General features: G+C 20.0%; 16 protein-coding genes. 8 read left to right on the top strand and 8 right to left on the bottom strand.

Annotation, left to right across the window (positions count from 1 at the left end; translation table 11 throughout):
* The first annotated feature begins 20 nt into the window (after positions 1 to 20).
* Entirely contained in the window at positions 21 to 728 is a 708-nt protein-coding gene (locus tag AB4W45_RS01145) for an ATP-binding cassette domain-containing protein (RefSeq protein ID WP_367671033.1), read from the top strand.
* Positions 729 to 754: 26 nt separating this feature from the next.
* Positions 755 to 1,540: an iron chelate uptake ABC transporter family permease subunit gene (locus AB4W45_RS01140; protein ID WP_367671032.1), complete on the top strand. Its 786-nt coding sequence runs from the start codon at positions 755 to 757 to the stop codon at positions 1,538 to 1,540.
* Positions 1,541 to 1,571: 31 nt separating this feature from the next.
* Here AB4W45_RS01140 and aspS read toward each other — a convergent pair whose 3' ends face one another.
* From aspS to trxB, 3 genes are all read right to left on the bottom strand, one after another.
* Complete coding sequence (gene aspS, locus AB4W45_RS01135) at positions 1,572 to 3,329, bottom strand: aspartate--tRNA ligase (protein WP_367671031.1); 1,758 nt, start codon at positions 3,327 to 3,329, stop codon at positions 1,572 to 1,574.
* Positions 3,330 to 3,502: 173 nt separating this feature from the next.
* Entirely contained in the window at positions 3,503 to 3,721 is a 219-nt protein-coding gene (infA, locus tag AB4W45_RS01130; protein ID WP_367671030.1) for a translation initiation factor IF-1, read from the bottom strand.
* A gap of 100 nt (positions 3,722 to 3,821) precedes the next feature.
* The gene (gene trxB, locus AB4W45_RS01125) at positions 3,822 to 4,781 is read right to left on the bottom strand and encodes a thioredoxin-disulfide reductase (RefSeq protein WP_367671029.1); all 960 of its coding nucleotides are present in this window, start codon (positions 4,779 to 4,781) and stop codon (positions 3,822 to 3,824) included.
* Positions 4,782 to 4,995: 214 nt separating this feature from the next.
* On the opposite strand from trxB, the gene serS reads away from it, so the two are divergent.
* The 6 genes from serS to tpiA all read left to right on the top strand — a co-directional run bounded on the left by serS (position 4,996) and on the right by tpiA (position 12,332).
* A complete protein-coding gene (serS, locus tag AB4W45_RS01120) occupies positions 4,996 to 6,285 on the top strand; it encodes a serine--tRNA ligase (RefSeq protein ID WP_367671028.1) in 1,290 nt (429 codons plus the stop codon).
* A 54-nt stretch (positions 6,286 to 6,339) separates the two neighbouring features.
* Positions 6,340 to 7,434, top strand: coding sequence for a 3-phosphoserine/phosphohydroxythreonine transaminase (gene serC, locus AB4W45_RS01115; RefSeq protein ID WP_367671027.1), 1,095 nt, complete (start codon positions 6,340 to 6,342; stop codon positions 7,432 to 7,434).
* 57 nt (positions 7,435 to 7,491) lie between these two features.
* Positions 7,492 to 8,781 (top strand): 3-phosphoshikimate 1-carboxyvinyltransferase, encoded by a 1,290-nt coding sequence (gene aroA, locus AB4W45_RS01110; protein WP_367671026.1) that lies wholly within the window; start codon positions 7,492 to 7,494, stop codon positions 8,779 to 8,781.
* A 50-nt stretch (positions 8,782 to 8,831) separates the two neighbouring features.
* Positions 8,832 to 9,524 carry a (d)CMP kinase gene (cmk, locus tag AB4W45_RS01105; protein ID WP_367671025.1) on the top strand — a complete coding sequence of 231 codons (693 nt, stop codon included), beginning with the start codon at positions 8,832 to 8,834 and terminating at the stop codon, positions 9,522 to 9,524.
* A gap of 89 nt (positions 9,525 to 9,613) precedes the next feature.
* Positions 9,614 to 11,422, top strand: a complete 1,809-nt coding sequence (gene rpsA / locus AB4W45_RS01100) for a 30S ribosomal protein S1 (protein ID WP_367671024.1) — start codon at positions 9,614 to 9,616, stop codon at positions 11,420 to 11,422.
* A gap of 130 nt (positions 11,423 to 11,552) precedes the next feature.
* On the top strand, positions 11,553 to 12,332 hold the full coding sequence (tpiA, locus tag AB4W45_RS01095; protein WP_367671023.1) for a triose-phosphate isomerase: 780 nt from the start codon (positions 11,553 to 11,555) through the stop codon (positions 12,330 to 12,332).
* Positions 12,333 to 12,343: 11 nt separating this feature from the next.
* Here tpiA and pfkA read toward each other — a convergent pair whose 3' ends face one another.
* The 5 genes from pfkA to AB4W45_RS01070 all read right to left on the bottom strand — a co-directional run bounded on the left by pfkA (position 12,344) and on the right by AB4W45_RS01070 (position 19,114).
* Positions 12,344 to 13,306 carry a 6-phosphofructokinase gene (gene pfkA, locus AB4W45_RS01090; protein ID WP_367671022.1) on the bottom strand — a complete coding sequence of 321 codons (963 nt, stop codon included), beginning with the start codon at positions 13,304 to 13,306 and terminating at the stop codon, positions 12,344 to 12,346.
* Positions 13,307 to 13,411: 105 nt separating this feature from the next.
* Positions 13,412 to 14,101 carry a 2,3-diphosphoglycerate-dependent phosphoglycerate mutase gene (gpmA, locus tag AB4W45_RS01085; RefSeq protein WP_367671021.1) on the bottom strand — a complete coding sequence of 230 codons (690 nt, stop codon included), beginning with the start codon at positions 14,099 to 14,101 and terminating at the stop codon, positions 13,412 to 13,414.
* A gap of 213 nt (positions 14,102 to 14,314) precedes the next feature.
* Complete coding sequence (gene sucB, locus AB4W45_RS01080) at positions 14,315 to 15,457, bottom strand: dihydrolipoyllysine-residue succinyltransferase (RefSeq protein WP_367671020.1); 1,143 nt, start codon at positions 15,455 to 15,457, stop codon at positions 14,315 to 14,317.
* A 1-nt stretch (position 15,458) separates the two neighbouring features.
* Complete coding sequence (locus AB4W45_RS01075; protein WP_367671019.1) at positions 15,459 to 18,275, bottom strand: 2-oxoglutarate dehydrogenase E1 component; 2,817 nt, start codon at positions 18,273 to 18,275, stop codon at positions 15,459 to 15,461.
* Positions 18,276 to 18,370: 95 nt separating this feature from the next.
* Complete coding sequence (locus AB4W45_RS01070) at positions 18,371 to 19,114, bottom strand: Nif3-like dinuclear metal center hexameric protein (protein ID WP_367671018.1); 744 nt, start codon at positions 19,112 to 19,114, stop codon at positions 18,371 to 18,373.
* Positions 19,115 to 19,116 lie beyond the last annotated feature (2 nt).

Below are 19,116 nucleotides of genomic sequence, written 5' to 3'. Positions count from 1 at the left end.
AAATAATAGAGAAAATTAGAATGATAATTTTAAAAAATATTTTTTATAAAAAAAATAAAAAAATTATATTAAAAAATATATCTTTTTTAATTAAAAAAAATAAAATTATTACTTTAATTGGACCAAATGGTGCAGGAAAATCTACTTTAATAAAAATTATTTTAAAATTAAAAGAACCAAGTTCTGGAAAAATTATTTATTTAAAAAAAAAACGTTTAGGATATGTCCCTCAAAACACTCATTTAAACGTTCCTTTTCCTATTACTGTTTATAAATTTATGACTATGTCTAATAAATATAAAACAGAAAAAATTTTTTTTAATTTAAAAAGAGTAGGTGCTGAAAATTTAAAAAATAAAAATTTAAATAATTTATCTGGAGGAGAAATACAAAAAATTTTATTAGCTCGAGCTTTATTAAATGATCCTGAATTTTTAGTATTAGATGAACCAACACAAGGAATGGACATTTCAGGTCAAATAAAATTATATAAATTAATACATCAAATTAAAATTAATTTAAATTGCTCTATTTTAATAGTTTCACATGATTTAAATTTAGTAATGAATCAAACAGATAAAGTAATTTGTTTAAATAAACATATTTGTTGTTCTGGTACTCCAAAAGTAATATCAAAAAATAAAAATTTTATAAAAATGTTTGGATCAGTAAAAATAAAAAAATTTGCTTTTTATAATCATAATCACGATCATGAACATAGTTTTTAAAAATTATATAAGAGTTAAAATTTTTTATGATGAAACATTTATTTTTTGAATGGTGTATTGGTATATTTATTATATTATCATCAGCTCCTATAGGATCTTTAATAGTTTGGAAAAGAATGTCTTTTTTCGGAGATTCCTTAGCACATGCTTCTCTTATAGGAGTTGCTTTAAGTTATTTATTAAATTTTAATTGTTTTTTATTAAATATATTTTTAATTTTATGTTTTTTATTAATTGTTTTTTTTATAGAAACATATTCAGAAATTAAAATTGATGCAATAGTAAATATTTTAACAAATATATCTTTATCTTTAAGTATTATTTTATTAAATTTAATTTCGAAAAAAAAAAAAGTTGATATTCCAAAATATTTCTTTGGGGATTTATCAAAAGTATGCTTTCATGATGTAATAATTATAATTTTTTGCACTTTTTTAATTGCATTAATATTATATTATTTTTGGGAAAAATTTTTATTTATTACTATAAATTCTGATTTAGCAAAAATAAATGATATTAATGTATTTTTTATACGTTTTGTTTTAATGTTTATTATAGCTATGACAATTGGAATAGCTGTACAATTTTTTGGAGTTTTATTAATGACTTCGTTATTAGTTATACCTGCTTCTACTTCTCAAAAATTTTCATCTTCACCAGAAAGCTCAGTTTTTATATCTATATTAATTAGTTTTTTTTCTTTAACTTTAGGAATATTTATATCTAATTATTATAATATACCAATTAGTCCTACTATTGTATTAATATTATCTATAATATTTTTTTTGAGTTTAATCTATAAAAAAAATTAAATGTTACTATATTTAAAAAAATTTTAAAAAATTATTTTATATTTTTTTGTATTTTTATTCCTAAGGTTTTTAAATCATTTTTTTGTAAAAAATGTGGAGCTCCAGTTGTTAAACAATTTGCTGAAGTTGTTTTTGGAAATGCAATAACATCACTAATATTTGAACTATTTGTTAAAAGCATAGTAATGCGATCTAATCCAAAAGCAATTCCAGAATGTGGAGGAGTTCCATAATTTAAAGCATCTAAAAAAAATTTAAATTTTTGTTTAATATCTTGTTTATTTAATCCAATAATTTTAAAAACAGCTTCTTGCATTTGTTTGTTATGTATTCTTACAGAACCCCCACCTATTTCTTGACCATTTACAATTAAATCATATGAATTAGAAATAATAGATTCAGGATTTTTAATTAAATTTTCAATACTAGTTTGTTTAGGAGAAGTAAATGGATGATGCATAGAAGTAAAAGAGCCGTCAGAATTTTTTTTAAACATAGGAAAATTTTTAACCCAAACAAAAGACCAATCTAATTCATTAATTATATCTAAATCTTTTGCAATTAAATTTCTTATTTTTCCAAACCATTTATTAATTATTTTTTTTGTATGATAAATAAAAATTAAAATATCATTTTTATATACTTTATTTCTATAAAATATTTTTTTTATAATATTTATATTAAAATTATAAAAAATAGTGTTTTTAAAAGAATTTTTATTTATTTTTTCTGTTTTAATTTGTATAAATTCATATTTATATATTTTATATTTTTTTAAATTTTTTTTATAAAAATTAATTTTTTCAGATGATAATTTTGAACCATTTGGAATTTTTAAAATAATAATTCTTTCAGATTTTTTATTAAAATTTTTAAATGAAGAAATTCCTTTTAATAAATCATCAATATCAATGAGTTCTAATGAATGTCTTAAATCTGGTTTATCTGTACCAAATCTTTTTATTGATTCAGCATAATTAATTTTTTTAATATTTTTTACTTTTACATTTTTTACTTGTAACCATAAAGAAGAAATCATTTTTTCCATCATTTTACAAAATTTTAATTCATTTATAAAAGATGCTTCTATATCGATTTGAGTAAATTCTGGTTGTCTATTAGATCTTAAATCTTCATCACGAAAACATTTTACTATTTGATAATATCTATCTATTCCAGAAATCATTAATAATTGTTTAAATAATTGAGGAGATTGAGGTAATGCATAAAATTTTCCTGGATAAATTCGACTAGGAACTAAATAATCACGAGCTCCTTCTGGAGTAGAACTTGTTAAAAAAGGAGTTTCTATATTCCAAAAATTATGTATGTTCATAAAATTTGTAATATTTTTAACAACTAAATTTCTCACTTTAAGATTATTAATAATATTAGATTTTCTAATATTTAAATAACGAAATTTTAAAAGTTTTTTTTTAGATTTACAATTATTTGAATCAAATGGTAATTCTTTTGAAATATTTAATACTTTTAATTGAAAAGCAACTATTTCTACTTCTCCAGTAAAAATACTAAAATTTTTATTATTTTTTGATCTTTCTTGTACAGTTCCAAAAATTTGAACACAAAATTCTTCTTTTAAATTTTCAGCTATTTTAAAAATATTTTTGTTTTTAGAAAGGAAAATTACTTGAACTATTCCCTCTCTATCTCGAATATCTAAAAAAATAATTTTTCCTACATTTCTTTTTTTATTAACCCATCCACAAATACTTACTATTTTAGAGATGTGTTTTTTGTTAATTTTCCCACAATAATCAGTACGCATAATTATCCTGTAATTATAATTTTTACATATTTATTAAATATCTTATAAAAATATTTTTATTTAATTTTTTAATGTATTTAAAAATGACAATATTTTTAATTTATTTAAATAAAAAAAAATAAAATTTTATTTAATATAAAATTTAAATTTTATAACATCATTTTTTAAATAAATTATCTGCTCCTAAATATTATTCTTCCTTTGGTTAAATCATATGTAGTTAATTCTACTGTAACTTTATCTCCTGTTAAAATTCTAATATAATTTTTTCTCATTTTTCCTGAAATATGAGCTGTAATAATATGTTTATTTTCTAATTCTACACGAAACATTGTATTTGGAAGCGTATCAATTACAGTTCCTTGCATTTCAATATTATCTTCTTTTACCATTATTTTTTATCTCATTTTTTTTATATATATTTTAAATTTATTTTAAATAATACATTATTTTATTAATATATTCTAGTAAATCTAATTTTTTAAAAATATATTATAAATATTCTATATATTTTTCTGCATCTAAAGATGCTATACATCCACTAGAAGCTGCTACAATAGCTTGTCTATAAGAATTATATATAACATCTCCGGCTGCAAAAATTCCAGGTATATTAGTTTGTGAAGAAAATTTTTTAGAATTTTGTAAAACAATATATCCATCTTTCATTTTAATTTTTTTTTTAAAAATTTTAGTATTAGGATTATATCCTATTGCTATAAATATTCCAGATAAATCAATATAAAAATTTTTTTTATCTTTTATAGATGTTATTTTTATTTTTTTTACTTCTTCTTGAGTACCAATTATTTTTTTTACTTGACATAATTCATGAAAAATTATTTTTTTATTTTTTATTTTTTCAAATATTTTATTAATTAATATTTTTTCAGCTGTAAAATTTTTTCTTCTATGTATTAAATGTACTTTTTTTGCAATGTTAGATAAATATAAAGCTTCTTCTAAAGCAGAATTTCCACCTCCAATTACTGCTACAATTTTGTTTTTGTAAAAAAAACCATCACATATAGCACATGTGGATACTCCTTTTCCTAAAAAAAATTTTTCAGAACTTATTCCTAAATATCTTGGAATAGCTCCTGTCGCAATAATTATTGCATTTGTTTGATATTTATTTTTTTTTCCAGTTAAAACAAAAGGTTTAGATTTAAAATTTACAGAAATAATATGATCATTAATAATTTTTGTATTAAATTTTAACGCATGTTTTTTTAATCTATTAATAAATTTTAAACCATTTAAAGTTTTATAATCTCCGGGCCAATTTTCAATCATATTAGTTTTTGTTAATTGTCCTCCAGGAACATTTCCAGTAATAATAATTGGATTAAGATTTGCTCTTGAAGAATATATTCCAGCTGTGTATCCTGCAGGACCTGAACCAAGAATAACAATTTTATTATTTATTATATTTTGTTTATTTTTTTTCATATTTATATTTAAATATTTTTTATGTATTTTAGATAGATTTAATAAAGTTATAGTATAATACTATTAAATAAATTTATATATAAAATATATTTATTAAAAAATTATATTTAAAAAAATTCAAAAATTTTAGTAAATATTTTTTTAAAATTTTTTTTAAAATAATTTTATTTAATATATATTATTTATAAAAATTTCATAATTATGAGTAAAAAAAATGCTTGATCCAAAAATTTTAAGAAAATCAATTAAAGAAATTTCTATTCAATTATTGAATAAAGGATTTAAGTTAAACGTTGAAAAATTTAAAAATTTAGAAAAAAAAAGAAAAAAAATACAAATAAAAACTGAAAATTTGAGATTTACTCAAAAAAGTATTTCTAAAATTATCGGAAAATCAAAAAATATAGAATTAAAAAAAAAAAAATATTTAAAAAAAAATATAAAATTAAGTAAAAAAATAAATAAATATAAAAAAAAATTTCTTAAAATTAAACAAAAAATATATAATTTTTCTATTAATATTCCAAATATTTTATTTAAAGATGTTCCTTTAGGTGATTCTGAATTACATAATAAAATAATATATAAATGGGGAAAAAATAAGAAAAAAAATTTTTTTGTAAGAAATCATATGGAATTGGGAGCTTCAATAAATGGTTTTGATTGGGATACTGCTTCAGTTATTACAGGATCAAATTTTACTATTATGAAAGGAAATCTTGCAAAATTATATCGAGCATTAGGACAATTTATGTTAGATTTACATATAAATCTTCATAAATATCAAGAAATATATGTTCCATATATAGTTAATCAAAAAAGTATGTATGGAACTGGACAATATCCAAAATTTAATTCTGATTTATTTTATATTAATTCATATAAAAATAATATTAATAAAAATTATTTTTTAATTCCTACAGCAGAAGTACCTTTAACAAATTTAGTTCAAAATAAAATTTTTAAAGAAAAAGATCTTCCTCAAATGTTTGTTGCAAATACACCATGTTTTAGATCTGAATCAACATCTTATGGTAAAAATTTTAAAGGATTAATTCGATTACATCAATTTGATAAAGTAGAATTAGTTCAAATAGTTCATCCAAAAAAATCAAACAAAGTTTTAGAAAAAATTACATTACATGCAGAAAAAGTTTTAAAACTTTTAAAACTTCCGTATAGAAAAATTTTATTATGTTCAGGAGAAACAAATTTTTCTTCTTCTAAAACATACGATTTAGAAGTATGGTTTCCTTCTCAAAATTCTTATCGAGAAATTTCTTCTTGTTCAAACATGCTTGATTTTCAATCTAGACGTATCAAATCTCGTTATTTTGATAGTATTAAAAAAAGAAATATTTATGTTCATACATTAAATGGATCAGGATTAGCTATAGGAAGAACTTTAGCTGCTATTTTAGAAAATTATCAATTAGAAAATAAAAAAATTAAAATACCAAAAATTTTAAGAAAAAAATATATGAATGGATTAAAATTTCTTTAATAAAAAATTATTTTTATATAAATTAATATAAAAAAATAAAAAAAATGGTGAAAAATGAATTTTGTTTATAATTTTAGTTCAGGGCCTTCAATGTTGCCTATAGAAGTAATGAAACAAGCAAAAAAAGAATTTTTAAATTGGAATAATATTGGATCATCTATTTTAGAAATTAGTCATAGAAGTAAAGAATTTTTAATGTTAATTAAAAATTCCAAAAAAAACTTAAGAGACTTATTAAAAATACCAAAAAATTATAAAATATTGTTTTGTCATGGAGGAGCCAGAGGGCAATTTTCAGCTATTCCAATGAATTTAACAAAAAAAAATGATCAAGTAGATTATATTTGTAGCGGGCATTGGTCAAAATCTGCAGCAAAAGAAGCAAAAAAATATTGTCAAGCAAATATTATTAATGTGTCTTCTTATAAAAATGAAAAAAAATTTATTATTCCTATGAAACAATGGAAAATAAATAATGAATCAAAATATATACATTATTGCCCTAATGAAACTATTGATGGAATATCAATTAATGAAGAACCGATATTTAAAAATAAACATGTAATTGGAGATTTTTCTTCTACTCTTCTTTCTAGAAAAATTAATATAAATAAATATTCTTTAATATATGCTAGTGCTCAAAAAAATATCGGAACATCAGGAATTACTATAATAATAATTAAAAAAGATTTAATAAAAAATACTAATAGAAACATTCCATCCATATTAAATTATAAAATTATGTTAGAAAATGATTCTTTATTTAATACCCCAACAAATTTTTCATGGTATTTATCAAATTTAATATTTATATGGTTAAAAAAAATAGGAGGATTAAAGGAAATTGAAAAAATAAATACAAAAAAATCTAATTTATTATATAAAAAAATTGATAGTAGTAATTTTTATATAAATAAAATAAAAAAAGAAAATAGATCACAAATGAATGTAGTTTTTGAATTAAAAAATAAAAAATTAAATAATTTATTTTTAAAAGAATCTAAATTAAATAATTTATTTTATTTAAAAAATCACAAAATAGCTGGAAATATGAGAGCATCTATATATAATGCTATGCCAATTAAAGGAGTTAAAAAATTAGTTAAATTTATGTCTTATTTTGAAAAAAAATATATAAATATGAATTAATTATAAATTTTTTTAAAAAATAAAAATTTTAATATTAAAAATGGTTTATTATAAAAAATGAAAAAAAAAATAATTATTCATTCTCCTATAAAAATTGAAGGAGAAATATTTCTTCCAGGTTCGAAAAGTATTACTAATCGAGCGTTACTTTTTTCTGCAATGTCTCAAGGAAATACTTATCTGAAAAATATATTATATAGTGATGATGTTAAATATATGTTAAATGCTTTAAAATCTTTAGGAATAAAATATATACTTTCTAAAAATAATACTGTTTGTTATATATATGGAGCGGGAAAAAAATTTCCAAAAAAAAAGAATTTAACTTTATTTTTAGGAAATGCTGGAACTGCTGTACGTTCTCTTTTATCTGTATTATCAATTAAAGATAATAATATTATAATTGAAGGCGACGATAGAATGCAACAAAGACCAATTAAACATTTAGTAAAAGCTTTAATACAAGGTCAAGCAAAAATTTCATATCTTAAAAAAAAATATTTTATTCCAATTAAAACAAATGGAAATTTTGAAGGAGGAGAAATTAATTTAAATGGAAGTATATCTAGTCAATTTTTAACAGCGCTTTTAATAGCTTCTCCATTAGCTAAAAAAGATACAAAAATTTTTATTAAAGGAAAATTAGTTTCTAAGCCATACATAGATATTACTATAAAAATGATGAAATGTTTTGGAATAAAAATAAAAAATAATAATTATAAAAGTTTTTTTATTTCTAGTAACCAAAATTTTATTTCTCCAAAAAAATATTATATTGAAGGAGATGCATCATCTGCTTCTTATTTTTTATCTGCAGCTGCAATTAAAGGAGGAACAGTTAAAATTAATGGAATTGGAAAAAATAGTATTCAAGGAGATATAAAATTTAGTTCTATTTTAGAAAAAATGGGAGCAAAAATTTATTTAGGAAAAAAATATATTACATGTACTAGAAAAAAATTAAAAAAAATAGATATGGATATGAACGATATTCCTGATGCTGCAATGACAATTGCTGTAACTGCATTATTTGCAAAAGGAGTAACTAAAATTCGTAATATATATAACTGGAGAGTAAAAGAAACAGATCGTTTATTTGCTATGGCTACTGAATTAAGAAAAGTTGGAGCAAAAGTTAAAGAAGGAATAGATTATTTAACTATTACTCCACCAAAAAAATTTAATAAAGTAGAAATTGAAACATATAATGATCATCGTATGGCTATGTGTTTTTCTTTAATTTCTTTATCTAATACTTCCGTAACTATTCTTAACCCTAATTGTATAAATAAAACTTTTCCAAATTATTTCAAAAATTTTTTTTCTATATGTACATATTCAAAATAAAAAAATTTTAAAAAAATATTATATTGATTTAGTTAAAAAAAGATATTTATATGAAAAAAAAAATTCCTGTAATTACAATCGATGGACCTAGCGGGGTAGGAAAGAGTACTCTTTCTTATGCTATATCTAATAAATTAAAATGGAATTTTCTTGAATCTGGATATTTATATAGAACTATTGCATATTATATTACAAAATTTAATATTCCATTAAAAGAAAAAAAAATTATTCCTATATTAAAAAATATAAAATTTAATTTTAAATATATTAATAACAAAATTAAAGTAATATTTGAAAATAAAGATATATCTAAAAAATTATGCTCAGAAAAAAATTCTATAATTTCTTCTAAAATAGCTATTTTTCCTTATATTCGAAAATGGTTATTATATAAACAAAGAAAATTTAGAAAATTTCCAGGACTAGTGACTAATGGACGAGACATGGGAACTAAAGTTTTTTCAGATGCATTAATAAAAATTTTTTTAATTACAAAAATTAAAGAACGGGCTAAAAGACGTTGTTTAGAATTAAAATCAAATGGATTTAATATAAATTTTAATTTTTTACTTAAAAAAATGAAAGAACGTGATAATAGAGATAAAAATAGAATAATTTGTCCTTTAAAACCTGATAAAAATGCTATAATTATTGATTCAACTAATATGAACTTTAAAAATACTTTACAAATTATGTTGAAATATATTTATAAAAAATTAAAAAATATAAACAATAAAACCTGAACACGGAATAGTCAAAAGGACAATTAACAAACTTTTTTAACACAGATGTTAACTAAGTTTAAAAAATTTTTAAAAAAGTAAAAAATATTATGAAAGAATCATTTGAACAATTGTTTAATAAATCATTAGAATCTACTCAAACAAAAATTGGATCAATAATTACAGGAACTGTTCTTACAATAGAAAAAGAAATTGTTATAGTTGATTCAGGACTAAAATCAGAATCTATTATTCCTATTGAACAATTTATAGATTCTAAAGGAAATATAGAAATTAAAGTTGGCGATAAAATAAAATTAGCTCTTGATACAGTAGAAAATGGATTTGGAGAAACAATATTGTCTCGAGAAAAAGCTAAAAGACATCAATCTTGGTTAATTTTAGAAAAAGCTCATAAAAATTCAAAAAATATAGAAGGAATAATTAATGGAAAAGTAAAAGGAGGTTTTACAGTTGAATTAAAAAATATTCGAGCTTTTTTACCAGGATCTTTAGTTGATATTAGACCAATTCGAGAAACTTCGCATCTTGAAGGAAAAAAATTAATATTTAAAGTAATAAAACTAGATCAAAAGAGAAATAATGTAGTTGTCTCAAGAAGAGCAGTTATAGAATCTGAAAATAGTGAAGAACGCGAATTACTTTTAAAAAGCATTAAAGAAGGAATGAAAATTAAAGGAATAGTAAAAAATTTAACAGATTATGGAGCTTTTATTGATTTAGGTGGTGTAGATGGATTATTACATATTACTGATATGGCATGGAAAAGAGTAAAACATCCAAATGAAATAGTAAATATTGGAGAAGAAATTTTAGTTAAAATACTTAAATTTGATACAGAAAAAACAAGAGTTTCTTTAGGATTAAAACAATTAGGAGAAGATCCTTGGAACAATATTTCTATTCGATATCCAGAAAAATCTAAAATTACTGGAAAAATTACAAATTTAACAGATTATGGATGTTTTGTAGAAATTGAAGAAGGAATTGAAGGCTTAGTTCATATATCTGAAATGAATTGGACAAATAAAAATATTCATCCTTCAAAAGTAGTAAAATTAAACGAAATTATAGAAGTTATGGTTTTAGATATTGATGAAGAAAGAAGAAGAATTTCATTAGGATTAAAACAATGTACTAAAAACCCATGGAAAGAATTTGAAAAAATAAATAAAAAAGGAACTAAAGTAAATGGAACAATTAAATCTATTACAGATTTTGGAATTTTTGTGGGATTAGAAGGAGGAATTGATGGATTAGTTCATTTATCTGATATAGATTGGAAAATTCCTGGAGAACAAGCAGTAAAAAATTTTAAAAAAGGAGATAAAATTTTAGCTATAGTTTTACAAGTTGATTCCGATAGAGAAAGAATTTCATTGGGTATTAAACATATTAAAGAAGATCCATTTTATAAATATATTAAAAAAAATAAAAAAGGATCCATTGTATTTGGAAAAATTAAATCTTTTAATATAAAAGATAAAATTGTTGTGTCCCTTAAAAAAAATATTACTGGTATTCTTCATTTTTTAAATATGAAAAACGAAGATATTGAAGTTCAAAAAAATCAATTAAAAAATCAAGAAAAATCAAAATTTATTATTAACAGTATAGATCGTAAAAAAAGAATAATATTTCTATCTTATGAATTAATAAATAAAAAAAAAAAATCAAGTGATTTAGAAATTGTTTCTAATAAAAAAAAAAAATCAAGTGATTTAGAAATTGTTTCTAATAAAAAAAAAAAATCAAGTGATTTAGAAATTGTTTCTAATAAAAAAAAAAAATCAAGTGATTCAGAAATTGTTTCTAATAAAAAAAAAAAATCAAGTGATTCAGAAAACTTTTCTCATACTATAATTGATGCTTTTACTGATGTTAAAAATCCTGAGTAATTTTTAATAATTTTTTCATATAAATAAAAATTTATAGTACGTAAAAGTTAAATATTATACTTTTAAATACTATAAATTAAATAATTTTAAACAAAATTTATTTAATAAATATTAAAAAAAAGAGGAAATTATGATAAAACCTATTATTGTAGCAAATTGGAAATTATATGGAAATAAAACTTTTGTACAAGAATTTTCAAAATATTTCAATTTAAATTTAAAAAATTATTTAAAAAAAAATACAATTATTATAGCTCCTCCAATTATATATATTGAGTATATGAAAAAACTTATAAATGAAAAAAATATATTTTTTTCATCTCAAAATATTGATTATCATAATGAAGGTGCTTTTACTGGAGAAATATCTTCAAGAATGTTAAATGATATTGGAGTAAAATATGTAATATTAGGTCATTCTGAAAGAAGAAAAAATCATTTTGAAAGTAATAAATTAATAGCAAAAAAATTTCATTCTGTTAAAAAAAATAACCTTATTCCAATATTATGTATTGGAGAAACAAAAGAAGAAAAAAAATTAGAACTAACAGAAAAAATTTTAAAAAAACAAATTGATGAAATATTTTTAAAATGTGGAAAATTTGCTTTTAATAAAACCATTGTCGCATATGAACCAATATGGGCTATTGGTAGCGGAAAAACAGCAACTCCAAATTTAATTAACAAAATTCTTAAAATGATAAAAAAATATATTATTAAAAATAGCTTTAATAATATTAAATTATATATGCAATATGGAGGATCTGTATCTCCTGAAAATATTAAAAATATAATTAATGAAAAATATGTTGATGGAGTTTTAATTGGATCAGGATCGTTAAATTTTAAAAATTTTAAAAAAATAATTCAAATTTCTTCTAATTTTAATAAAAAAAAAACATCTTCATAAAATTAAAAAAATTATAATTTATATAAATTATTAGTTATTAGTTCTTTTATAGATTTTTTTTTAAAAAATTTTAAAGCATAACTAAAATTATTATCAATAATTTTATTATTTTTTATTCCAATGCATTTTCCAAATTTGTTATTTAATAAAAGTTGAACTGAATAAAATCCCATTCTAGAAGCTAGAATTCTATCAAATGCTACTGGAGCTCCTCCTCTTTGGATATGTCCAAGAATTGTAGCTCTAGTTTCTTTTTTTGTTTTCAATTCTATTTTTTCAGCTAATTTTCTTACATCACAAATTTTTTCTGTAATAACAATTATTAAATGTGTTTTTCCTTTTTTAATGCTGTTTTGAATATTATATATTAATTTTTTTTCATCATATAACATTTCAGGAATAATAAAAAATTCACAACTACAAGCAATAGAAGAAGAAATTGTTAAATCTCCACATTTTCTTCCCATTATTTCAACAATTGAAATTCTTTGATGAGAACATGTTGTATCTTTTAATTTATCTATAGATTGAACAATAGTTTCTAAAGCTGTACTATAACCAATTGTATAATCTGTTCCAGAAACATCATTATCTATTGTTCCAGGAATTCCTATACATGGAAAACCCATTTTATGTATTTTATAAGCTCCAATATACGTTCCATTACCTCCAATAACTATTAAAGCATCAATATTATTTTTTTTCATATTTTTTATGGCTATTTTTACTTCTTTTTTTTTGCAAAAATTTTTATAACGAGCTGTGCGAAGAATTGTTCCGCCTTGATTAATAATATTAGAAACATTGCTTTCATTTAATTCTATTATATTATTTTTACAAAGCCCTAAATAACCATCTAAAATTCCCGAAACTTTTATTTTATTTTTAACAGATATTTGAACTATGCTTTTAATAGCAGCATTCATTCCTGGAGAATCTCCTCCACTAGTAAGAACTGCTATTTTTTTAATCATATTATAACTCTCCTTTATTATATTAATTTTCTATTAATATTAATTTTTATTTTTAAACAATATTTATAAATTTTAAATATAAGTATAAAAAAATTTTTTTATAACCTATAAAAAATAATATCCTATAGGATTAAATTTTTTATCAAACTTATATATTATAGGTTTCCCTGTAGGTATATCTAAATCTGGAATATCTTTTTCATTTATTTTATCTAAAAATTTTATTAAAGCTCGTAAAGAATTTCCATGAGCAACAATAATAATGTTTTTATTTTTTTTTATTTGAGGTAAAATAACATTATTCCAATAAGGAAGAACTCTATTCAAAGTTAATTCTAAGCTTTCTCCTAATGGTACATTATTTTTTTTCATTGAAGAATATCTAGAATCATAACCAGAAAATTTATCATTTACTGTATTCATTTTTGGAGGTATAGAACAAAAACTTCTTCTCCAATCTGAAACTTTTTTTTTTCCATAAAATGGTATAATTTCTTCTTTATTTAAACCCTGTAACGCTCCATAATGTCGTTCATTTAATCTCCAAGTTTTTTTTACTTGTATCCATGGTTGTTTAATTTTTTTTAATATTTTCCAAAGAGTATGAATAGCTCGTGTTAATACAGATGTATAAGCTATATCAAAATTTATATTATTTTTTTTTAAGATTTTTCCGGCTTTTTTTGCTTCTTTAACTCCTTTTTTAGTTAAAAAAATATCATTCCATCCAGTAAATTTATTTAATTCATTCCATTGACTTTCTCCATGTCTTAAAAAGACTATTTTAGATGTCATTAAGAATTTCCTTTTTTTTTAAATAAATAAAATTAAAATTTATTATTTTTTTTATATTTTTTATAATACTAATATAATTCTTTTTAAAATCTATTGCAAAAAATTATATTAGTTTAAGAATAAAGAATCTATAAAAAAAAATAGTAACTAATAAAAAATATTTTACTACATCTAAATATTAATATCCATGAAAAAAAAATGTTAGAAAAAATGTTAAATATCTAAAGTTACACAAAAAAAATTTTCTAAAGTATTTTTTATTTTCATTAAAAAACCAACTGAATCTTTTCCATCAATTAATCTATGATCGTAAGATAATGAAATATACATCATTGGAGCAATTTTTATTTTTTTTTCTTCAGTCACTATTGTTCTATTTTTAATTACATGAGTACCTAATATAGCTGTTTGAGGAGAATTAATAATAGGTGTAGAAAATAAAGATCCAAATACCCCTCCATTTGTTATAGTAAAAGTACCTCCATTTAAATCATTCATTGTAAGTTTTCCATTTCTACCTTGAGTAGAATAAAAATGTATTTTTTTTTCAATATCTGCCATACTCATTTTATTTACATCAAATAAAACTGGAGCTACTAATCCTCGATCAGTAGAAATAGCAATATTAATATTAAAACTATCATAAAAAATTATTTTATTTTCATTAATAGAAGCATTAATTTGCGGGTAATCTTTTAATGAAATATATACAGCTTTTACAAAAAAAGACATTAATCCAAGTTTTATATTATGTTTTTTTTTAAAAGAATCTCCAAAATTTTTTCTAATTTTAATTATTGATTCCATATTAACTTCATTAAAAGTTGTTAACATAGCTGTTTCATTTTTAGATTTTACAAGTTTTTCAGAAATTTTTTTTCTAAAAGTAGATATATCAGTAATTTTTTTTATTTTTAATTTATCATTTGATAAAAAATTATTATTAATTTTATTTTTATTTATTTTATAAGTTTTAATCTCATTTAATGTTTTATTATTTATTTTATTTTCTTGAATATCAGAATTTTTATTTTTTTTAGATAATTTTAAAGTTCGTCTAAGAGAAGGAGACAAATTTTTATTTATTTCAAACGTTTCTTCAAAATTAATTGTTTTTTTTTTGATATAACATAATAAATCATTTGCTTTTACTAAATCTCCAGAATTTTTATTAATAAAAACTAATTCTCCAGAATTCGCTGCAGGAACTTCTATTATAATTTTATCTGTTTCTAGATCTACTAATACATCATCTCTTTTTACAAAATCTCCAATTTTTTTATGCCATTTAATAATTTTTGCATGATGAACAGATTCAGGAAGCTCAGGCACTAAAATTTGTAATTTTTTTTCCATTTTAAATTTTCTCTTTTTTTGCTATTTTTTGAAATACTTCTTTAATAATTTTTAATTGATCCTGTCTATGAATATGAATATTTCCTGTAGCTGAAGATGAAGATTTAGATCTTCCAACATATTTTATTGATAATTTTTTAAATAAAATTTTATCAAAAATATTTTTAATATAATTCCATGGACCTTGATTTATTGGTTCTTCTTGACACCAAAAAATATTTTTTATATTTATATTCTTTAAAATAATTTTTAATACTGTATTTTTTGGAAAAGGATATAATTGCTCTATCCTAATTAATAATAAATTTTTAATATTTATTTTTTTTTGATGTTCTAATAATTCATAATATATTTTTCCTGAACAAAAAATAATTTTTGTAATATTTTTTTTTTCAAAAATATTTTTATCAATAATAATTTTTTTAAATTTTCCTGAATATATTTCATTAAATGAAGATCTAGATAAAGGATTTCTTAAAAAAGATTTTGGAGTAAAAATAATTAAAGGAGAAGAAATTTTATTTAATGCATGCTTACATAATAAATGAAAAATTTGAGAAGCGGTGGTCGGTATACATAATTTCATATTTTTTTTTGAACATAATTGTAAATATCTTTCAATTCTAGCAGAAGAATGTTCTGGACCTTGACCTTCATGACCGTGTGGTAAAAATAAAACTATTCTAGAATTTTGATTCCATTTTTCTTTTCCAGAACTAATAAATTGATCAATAACTATTTGAGCTGAATTAGAAAAATCTCCAAATTGAGCTTCCCATATTGTTAAAGTATTTTTATTTCTTAAACTATATCCATATTCAAATGCTAAAACTGCTTCTTCTGATAAAGTAGAATTCCAAATAAAAAATTTTCCATGTTTAATATTTTTTAAAGGAGAATAAGATTTTTCATTTTTTTGATCATATATAATTGAATGACGATGAAAAAACGTTCCTCTTATTACATCTTCTCCTGAAATTCTACATGATATTCCATTTTTTAATAAATATGCATAAGCTAAAGTTTCTGCAGCTCCCCAATCAAAATTTTTTTCAGATACAATCATATTCATTCTATCAGAATATATTTTTTTCACTAATGGATGAATATGAAAATTACTAGGTAATGTATTAATTTTTATACCCAATTTTTTAATTTCTTTATAACAATATTTTTTAGTTACAGATTTTTTATGAATATTATTATTTTTATTTTTTAAAAAAGAATTAAATCTTAAAGAACCATAATTAAAAAAAATTGTTGATCCTAAATCTAACATTTTTTTATAATTTAAAATAATTTTTTTAATTTTATTTTCTGTAACAATTTTTTTTTTAATTAATTTTTTTAAATAAATTGTTTTTACGGTAGGATGATTTTTAATAATTTTATACATTAATGGTTGAGTAACAGTCGGATCATCAGATTCATTATGTCCATTTCTTCTATATCCTATTAAATCAATAAATACATCTTTTTTAAATTTTTTTCTATATTTAATAGCCATTTTTACTGCAAAAATACAAGCTTCCGGATCATCTGAATTAATATGTAAAATTGGTGATTCAATCATTTTTGCTATATCAGTAGAATAATGACTAGATCTCATATCATTAATTTTAGATGTTGTAAATCCTATTTGATTATTTATAATAATATGTATAGATCCTCCTATATTGTATCCAGAAGTTTGTGACATATTTAAAGTTTCTTGAATTACTCCTTGACCAATAAAAGAAGCATCTCCATGTATCATAATTGGAAGAACTTTAGTGCTATTAAATACATTTAAAGAATCTAAATAAGAACGAGATAATCCCATAATTACTGGATTGATAATTTCAAGATGAGAAGGATTATATTCTAAATTTAAATTACCAATTCCATATTTTGTACTAACTTGAGAATAAAATCCAAGATGATATTTTACATCTCCATTATTTAAAGAACTAAAATTTTTTCCATCAAATTCTTGAAATAATTTTTTTGCAGGCTTTCCTAATATATTTATTAAAACGTTTAATCTACCTCTATGAGCCATTCCTATATAAAAATCAGAAACATTTTTTTTAATAGAAAAAGAAATAATTTCATGCAACATTGGAATTAAAGAATCATTTCCTTCTAATGAAAATCTTTTATATCCAGGATATTTTGAATTAATATATTTTTCAAATGTTTCAGAATAAATAAGAGATTTTAAAATATCTTTTTTTTTTTTATTATTAAAATCTTTTTTAATCCATTTGTTTTCAATATAGTTTTGTATCCATTTTTTTTCTTTTTTAAAATTTATATGAGAAAATTCAAAACCAATAGTATTGCAATATATTTTTTTAAGATAATTTATAAAAATATTAACATTAGAAAATTTTTTTATAGAACTAATTTGTTTTTTTAAAATTACTTTTTTATTTAAATCTTTTTTTGAAATATTAAAAAAATTATGATTTAATGAATTGATATTTTTTATAAAACAATTTTTATATAGAGGATTTATATTAGAATATCTATGACCTTGTTCTTTAAAAAAATTATATATTTTAAGAATTTTATCTGAACTTAAAAACAAAAATGAATCTTTGAAGTTTTTTTTAATCCCATTAATATTTGTATTATTTAATGAATTAATAAATTTTTTATTATTTTTTTTTTTGTTAATGAAAAATTTTTTTAATGTTTTAAATTTTTTTTTCCAAAATTTATCTACAGAATTATTATTTTTTAAATATTTTTTATATATATTTTCAATATATTTTTGATTAATTGGATTAATCCAAGATTCATTTAAAATATAATTTTTATTTTTATCTTTCATTATATTCTCTTTATGTTAATTTTATTGAAAATAAAAATTATTATTTTTTTAAATTTATAAATATAATTAATAAATTTTTTATATATTTAACATATTTAAACAGGATTATGAATATTAATAAATTTAATATTTAAGTCTGTATAATTTATACTTAACCACTTACTTAACAATTTTATACCACCTATTTCTGTAGCATGATGACCTGCAGAAAAAAAATGTATATTTGATTCACGAGCATAATGAGTTGTTTCTTCAGAAATTTCTCCTGTAATAAAACAATCTATATTAGACTCTAAAACTTTATGAATAAATTTTTGACCTTTACCGCTACACCAAGCAACACTTTTTATTTTTTTATTAGTATTAGATATATATATTGGTTTTCTTTTAAAAATAGAATAAATTTTTTTATATAATTCTTTTCCACTAATAAAATTTTTAAAATTTCCCCACCATAAATAAGGATTTAAAGTTCCTTTAATATTTATATTTAATGTTTTTCCTATATAAAAATTATTGCTAATTTTTAAATTTGCATCTAAAGGCAAATGCCAACTATAAAGATTAATATTATTAGATAAAATAGTTTTTAATCGTGTTCTTAAAAAACCTCTTATACATTTTGGATCATTATCCCAAAAATAACCATGATGAACTATAATAGCTTGCGCTTTATTTTTAATTGCTTCATTTAATAATAATTGACAAGCAGTTACTCCAGTAATAATTTTTTTAATATTTTTGCAACCTTCAATTTGTAAACCATTATAAGTTGAATCTTTAAATTTACAAGAATTTAATTTTTTATTTATAATTTTTTCTAAAATAGTATTTTTCATAA

Origin of the sequence: Buchnera aphidicola (Periphyllus testudinaceus) (assembly GCF_964059035.1) — a bacterium.
Taxonomy (GTDB): domain Bacteria; phylum Pseudomonadota; class Gammaproteobacteria; order Enterobacterales; family Enterobacteriaceae; genus Buchnera_J; species Buchnera_J aphidicola_BN.
Note: the sequence above shows the minus strand (reverse complement) of the source record. Positions and strands in the feature narration are given on the sequence as shown.

Coding starts and splice junctions, on each gene's coding strand:
- AB4W45_RS01145 (WP_367671033.1), top strand. CDS start 21: ATGATAATTTTAAAAAATATTTTTTATAAAAAAAATAAAAAAATTATA.
- AB4W45_RS01140 (WP_367671032.1), top strand. CDS start 755: ATGATGAAACATTTATTTTTTGAATGGTGTATTGGTATATTTATTATA.
- aspS (WP_367671031.1), bottom strand. CDS start 3,329: ATGCGTACTGATTATTGTGGGAAAATTAACAAAAAACACATCTCTAAA.
- infA (WP_367671030.1), bottom strand. CDS start 3,721: ATGGTAAAAGAAGATAATATTGAAATGCAAGGAACTGTAATTGATACG.
- trxB (WP_367671029.1), bottom strand. CDS start 4,781: ATGAAAAAAAATAAACAAAATATAATAAATAATAAAATTGTTATTCTT.
- serS (WP_367671028.1), top strand. CDS start 4,996: ATGCTTGATCCAAAAATTTTAAGAAAATCAATTAAAGAAATTTCTATT.
- serC (WP_367671027.1), top strand. CDS start 6,340: ATGAATTTTGTTTATAATTTTAGTTCAGGGCCTTCAATGTTGCCTATA.
- aroA (WP_367671026.1), top strand. CDS start 7,492: ATGAAAAAAAAAATAATTATTCATTCTCCTATAAAAATTGAAGGAGAA.
- cmk (WP_367671025.1), top strand. CDS start 8,832: ATGAAAAAAAAAATTCCTGTAATTACAATCGATGGACCTAGCGGGGTA.
- rpsA (WP_367671024.1), top strand. CDS start 9,614: ATGAAAGAATCATTTGAACAATTGTTTAATAAATCATTAGAATCTACT.
- tpiA (WP_367671023.1), top strand. CDS start 11,553: ATGATAAAACCTATTATTGTAGCAAATTGGAAATTATATGGAAATAAA.
- pfkA (WP_367671022.1), bottom strand. CDS start 13,306: ATGATTAAAAAAATAGCAGTTCTTACTAGTGGAGGAGATTCTCCAGGA.
- gpmA (WP_367671021.1), bottom strand. CDS start 14,101: ATGACATCTAAAATAGTCTTTTTAAGACATGGAGAAAGTCAATGGAAT.
- sucB (WP_367671020.1), bottom strand. CDS start 15,457: ATGGAAAAAAAATTACAAATTTTAGTGCCTGAGCTTCCTGAATCTGTT.
- AB4W45_RS01075 (WP_367671019.1), bottom strand. CDS start 18,275: ATGAAAGATAAAAATAAAAATTATATTTTAAATGAATCTTGGATTAAT.
- AB4W45_RS01070 (WP_367671018.1), bottom strand. CDS start 19,114: ATGAAAAATACTATTTTAGAAAAAATTATAAATAAAAAATTAAATTCT.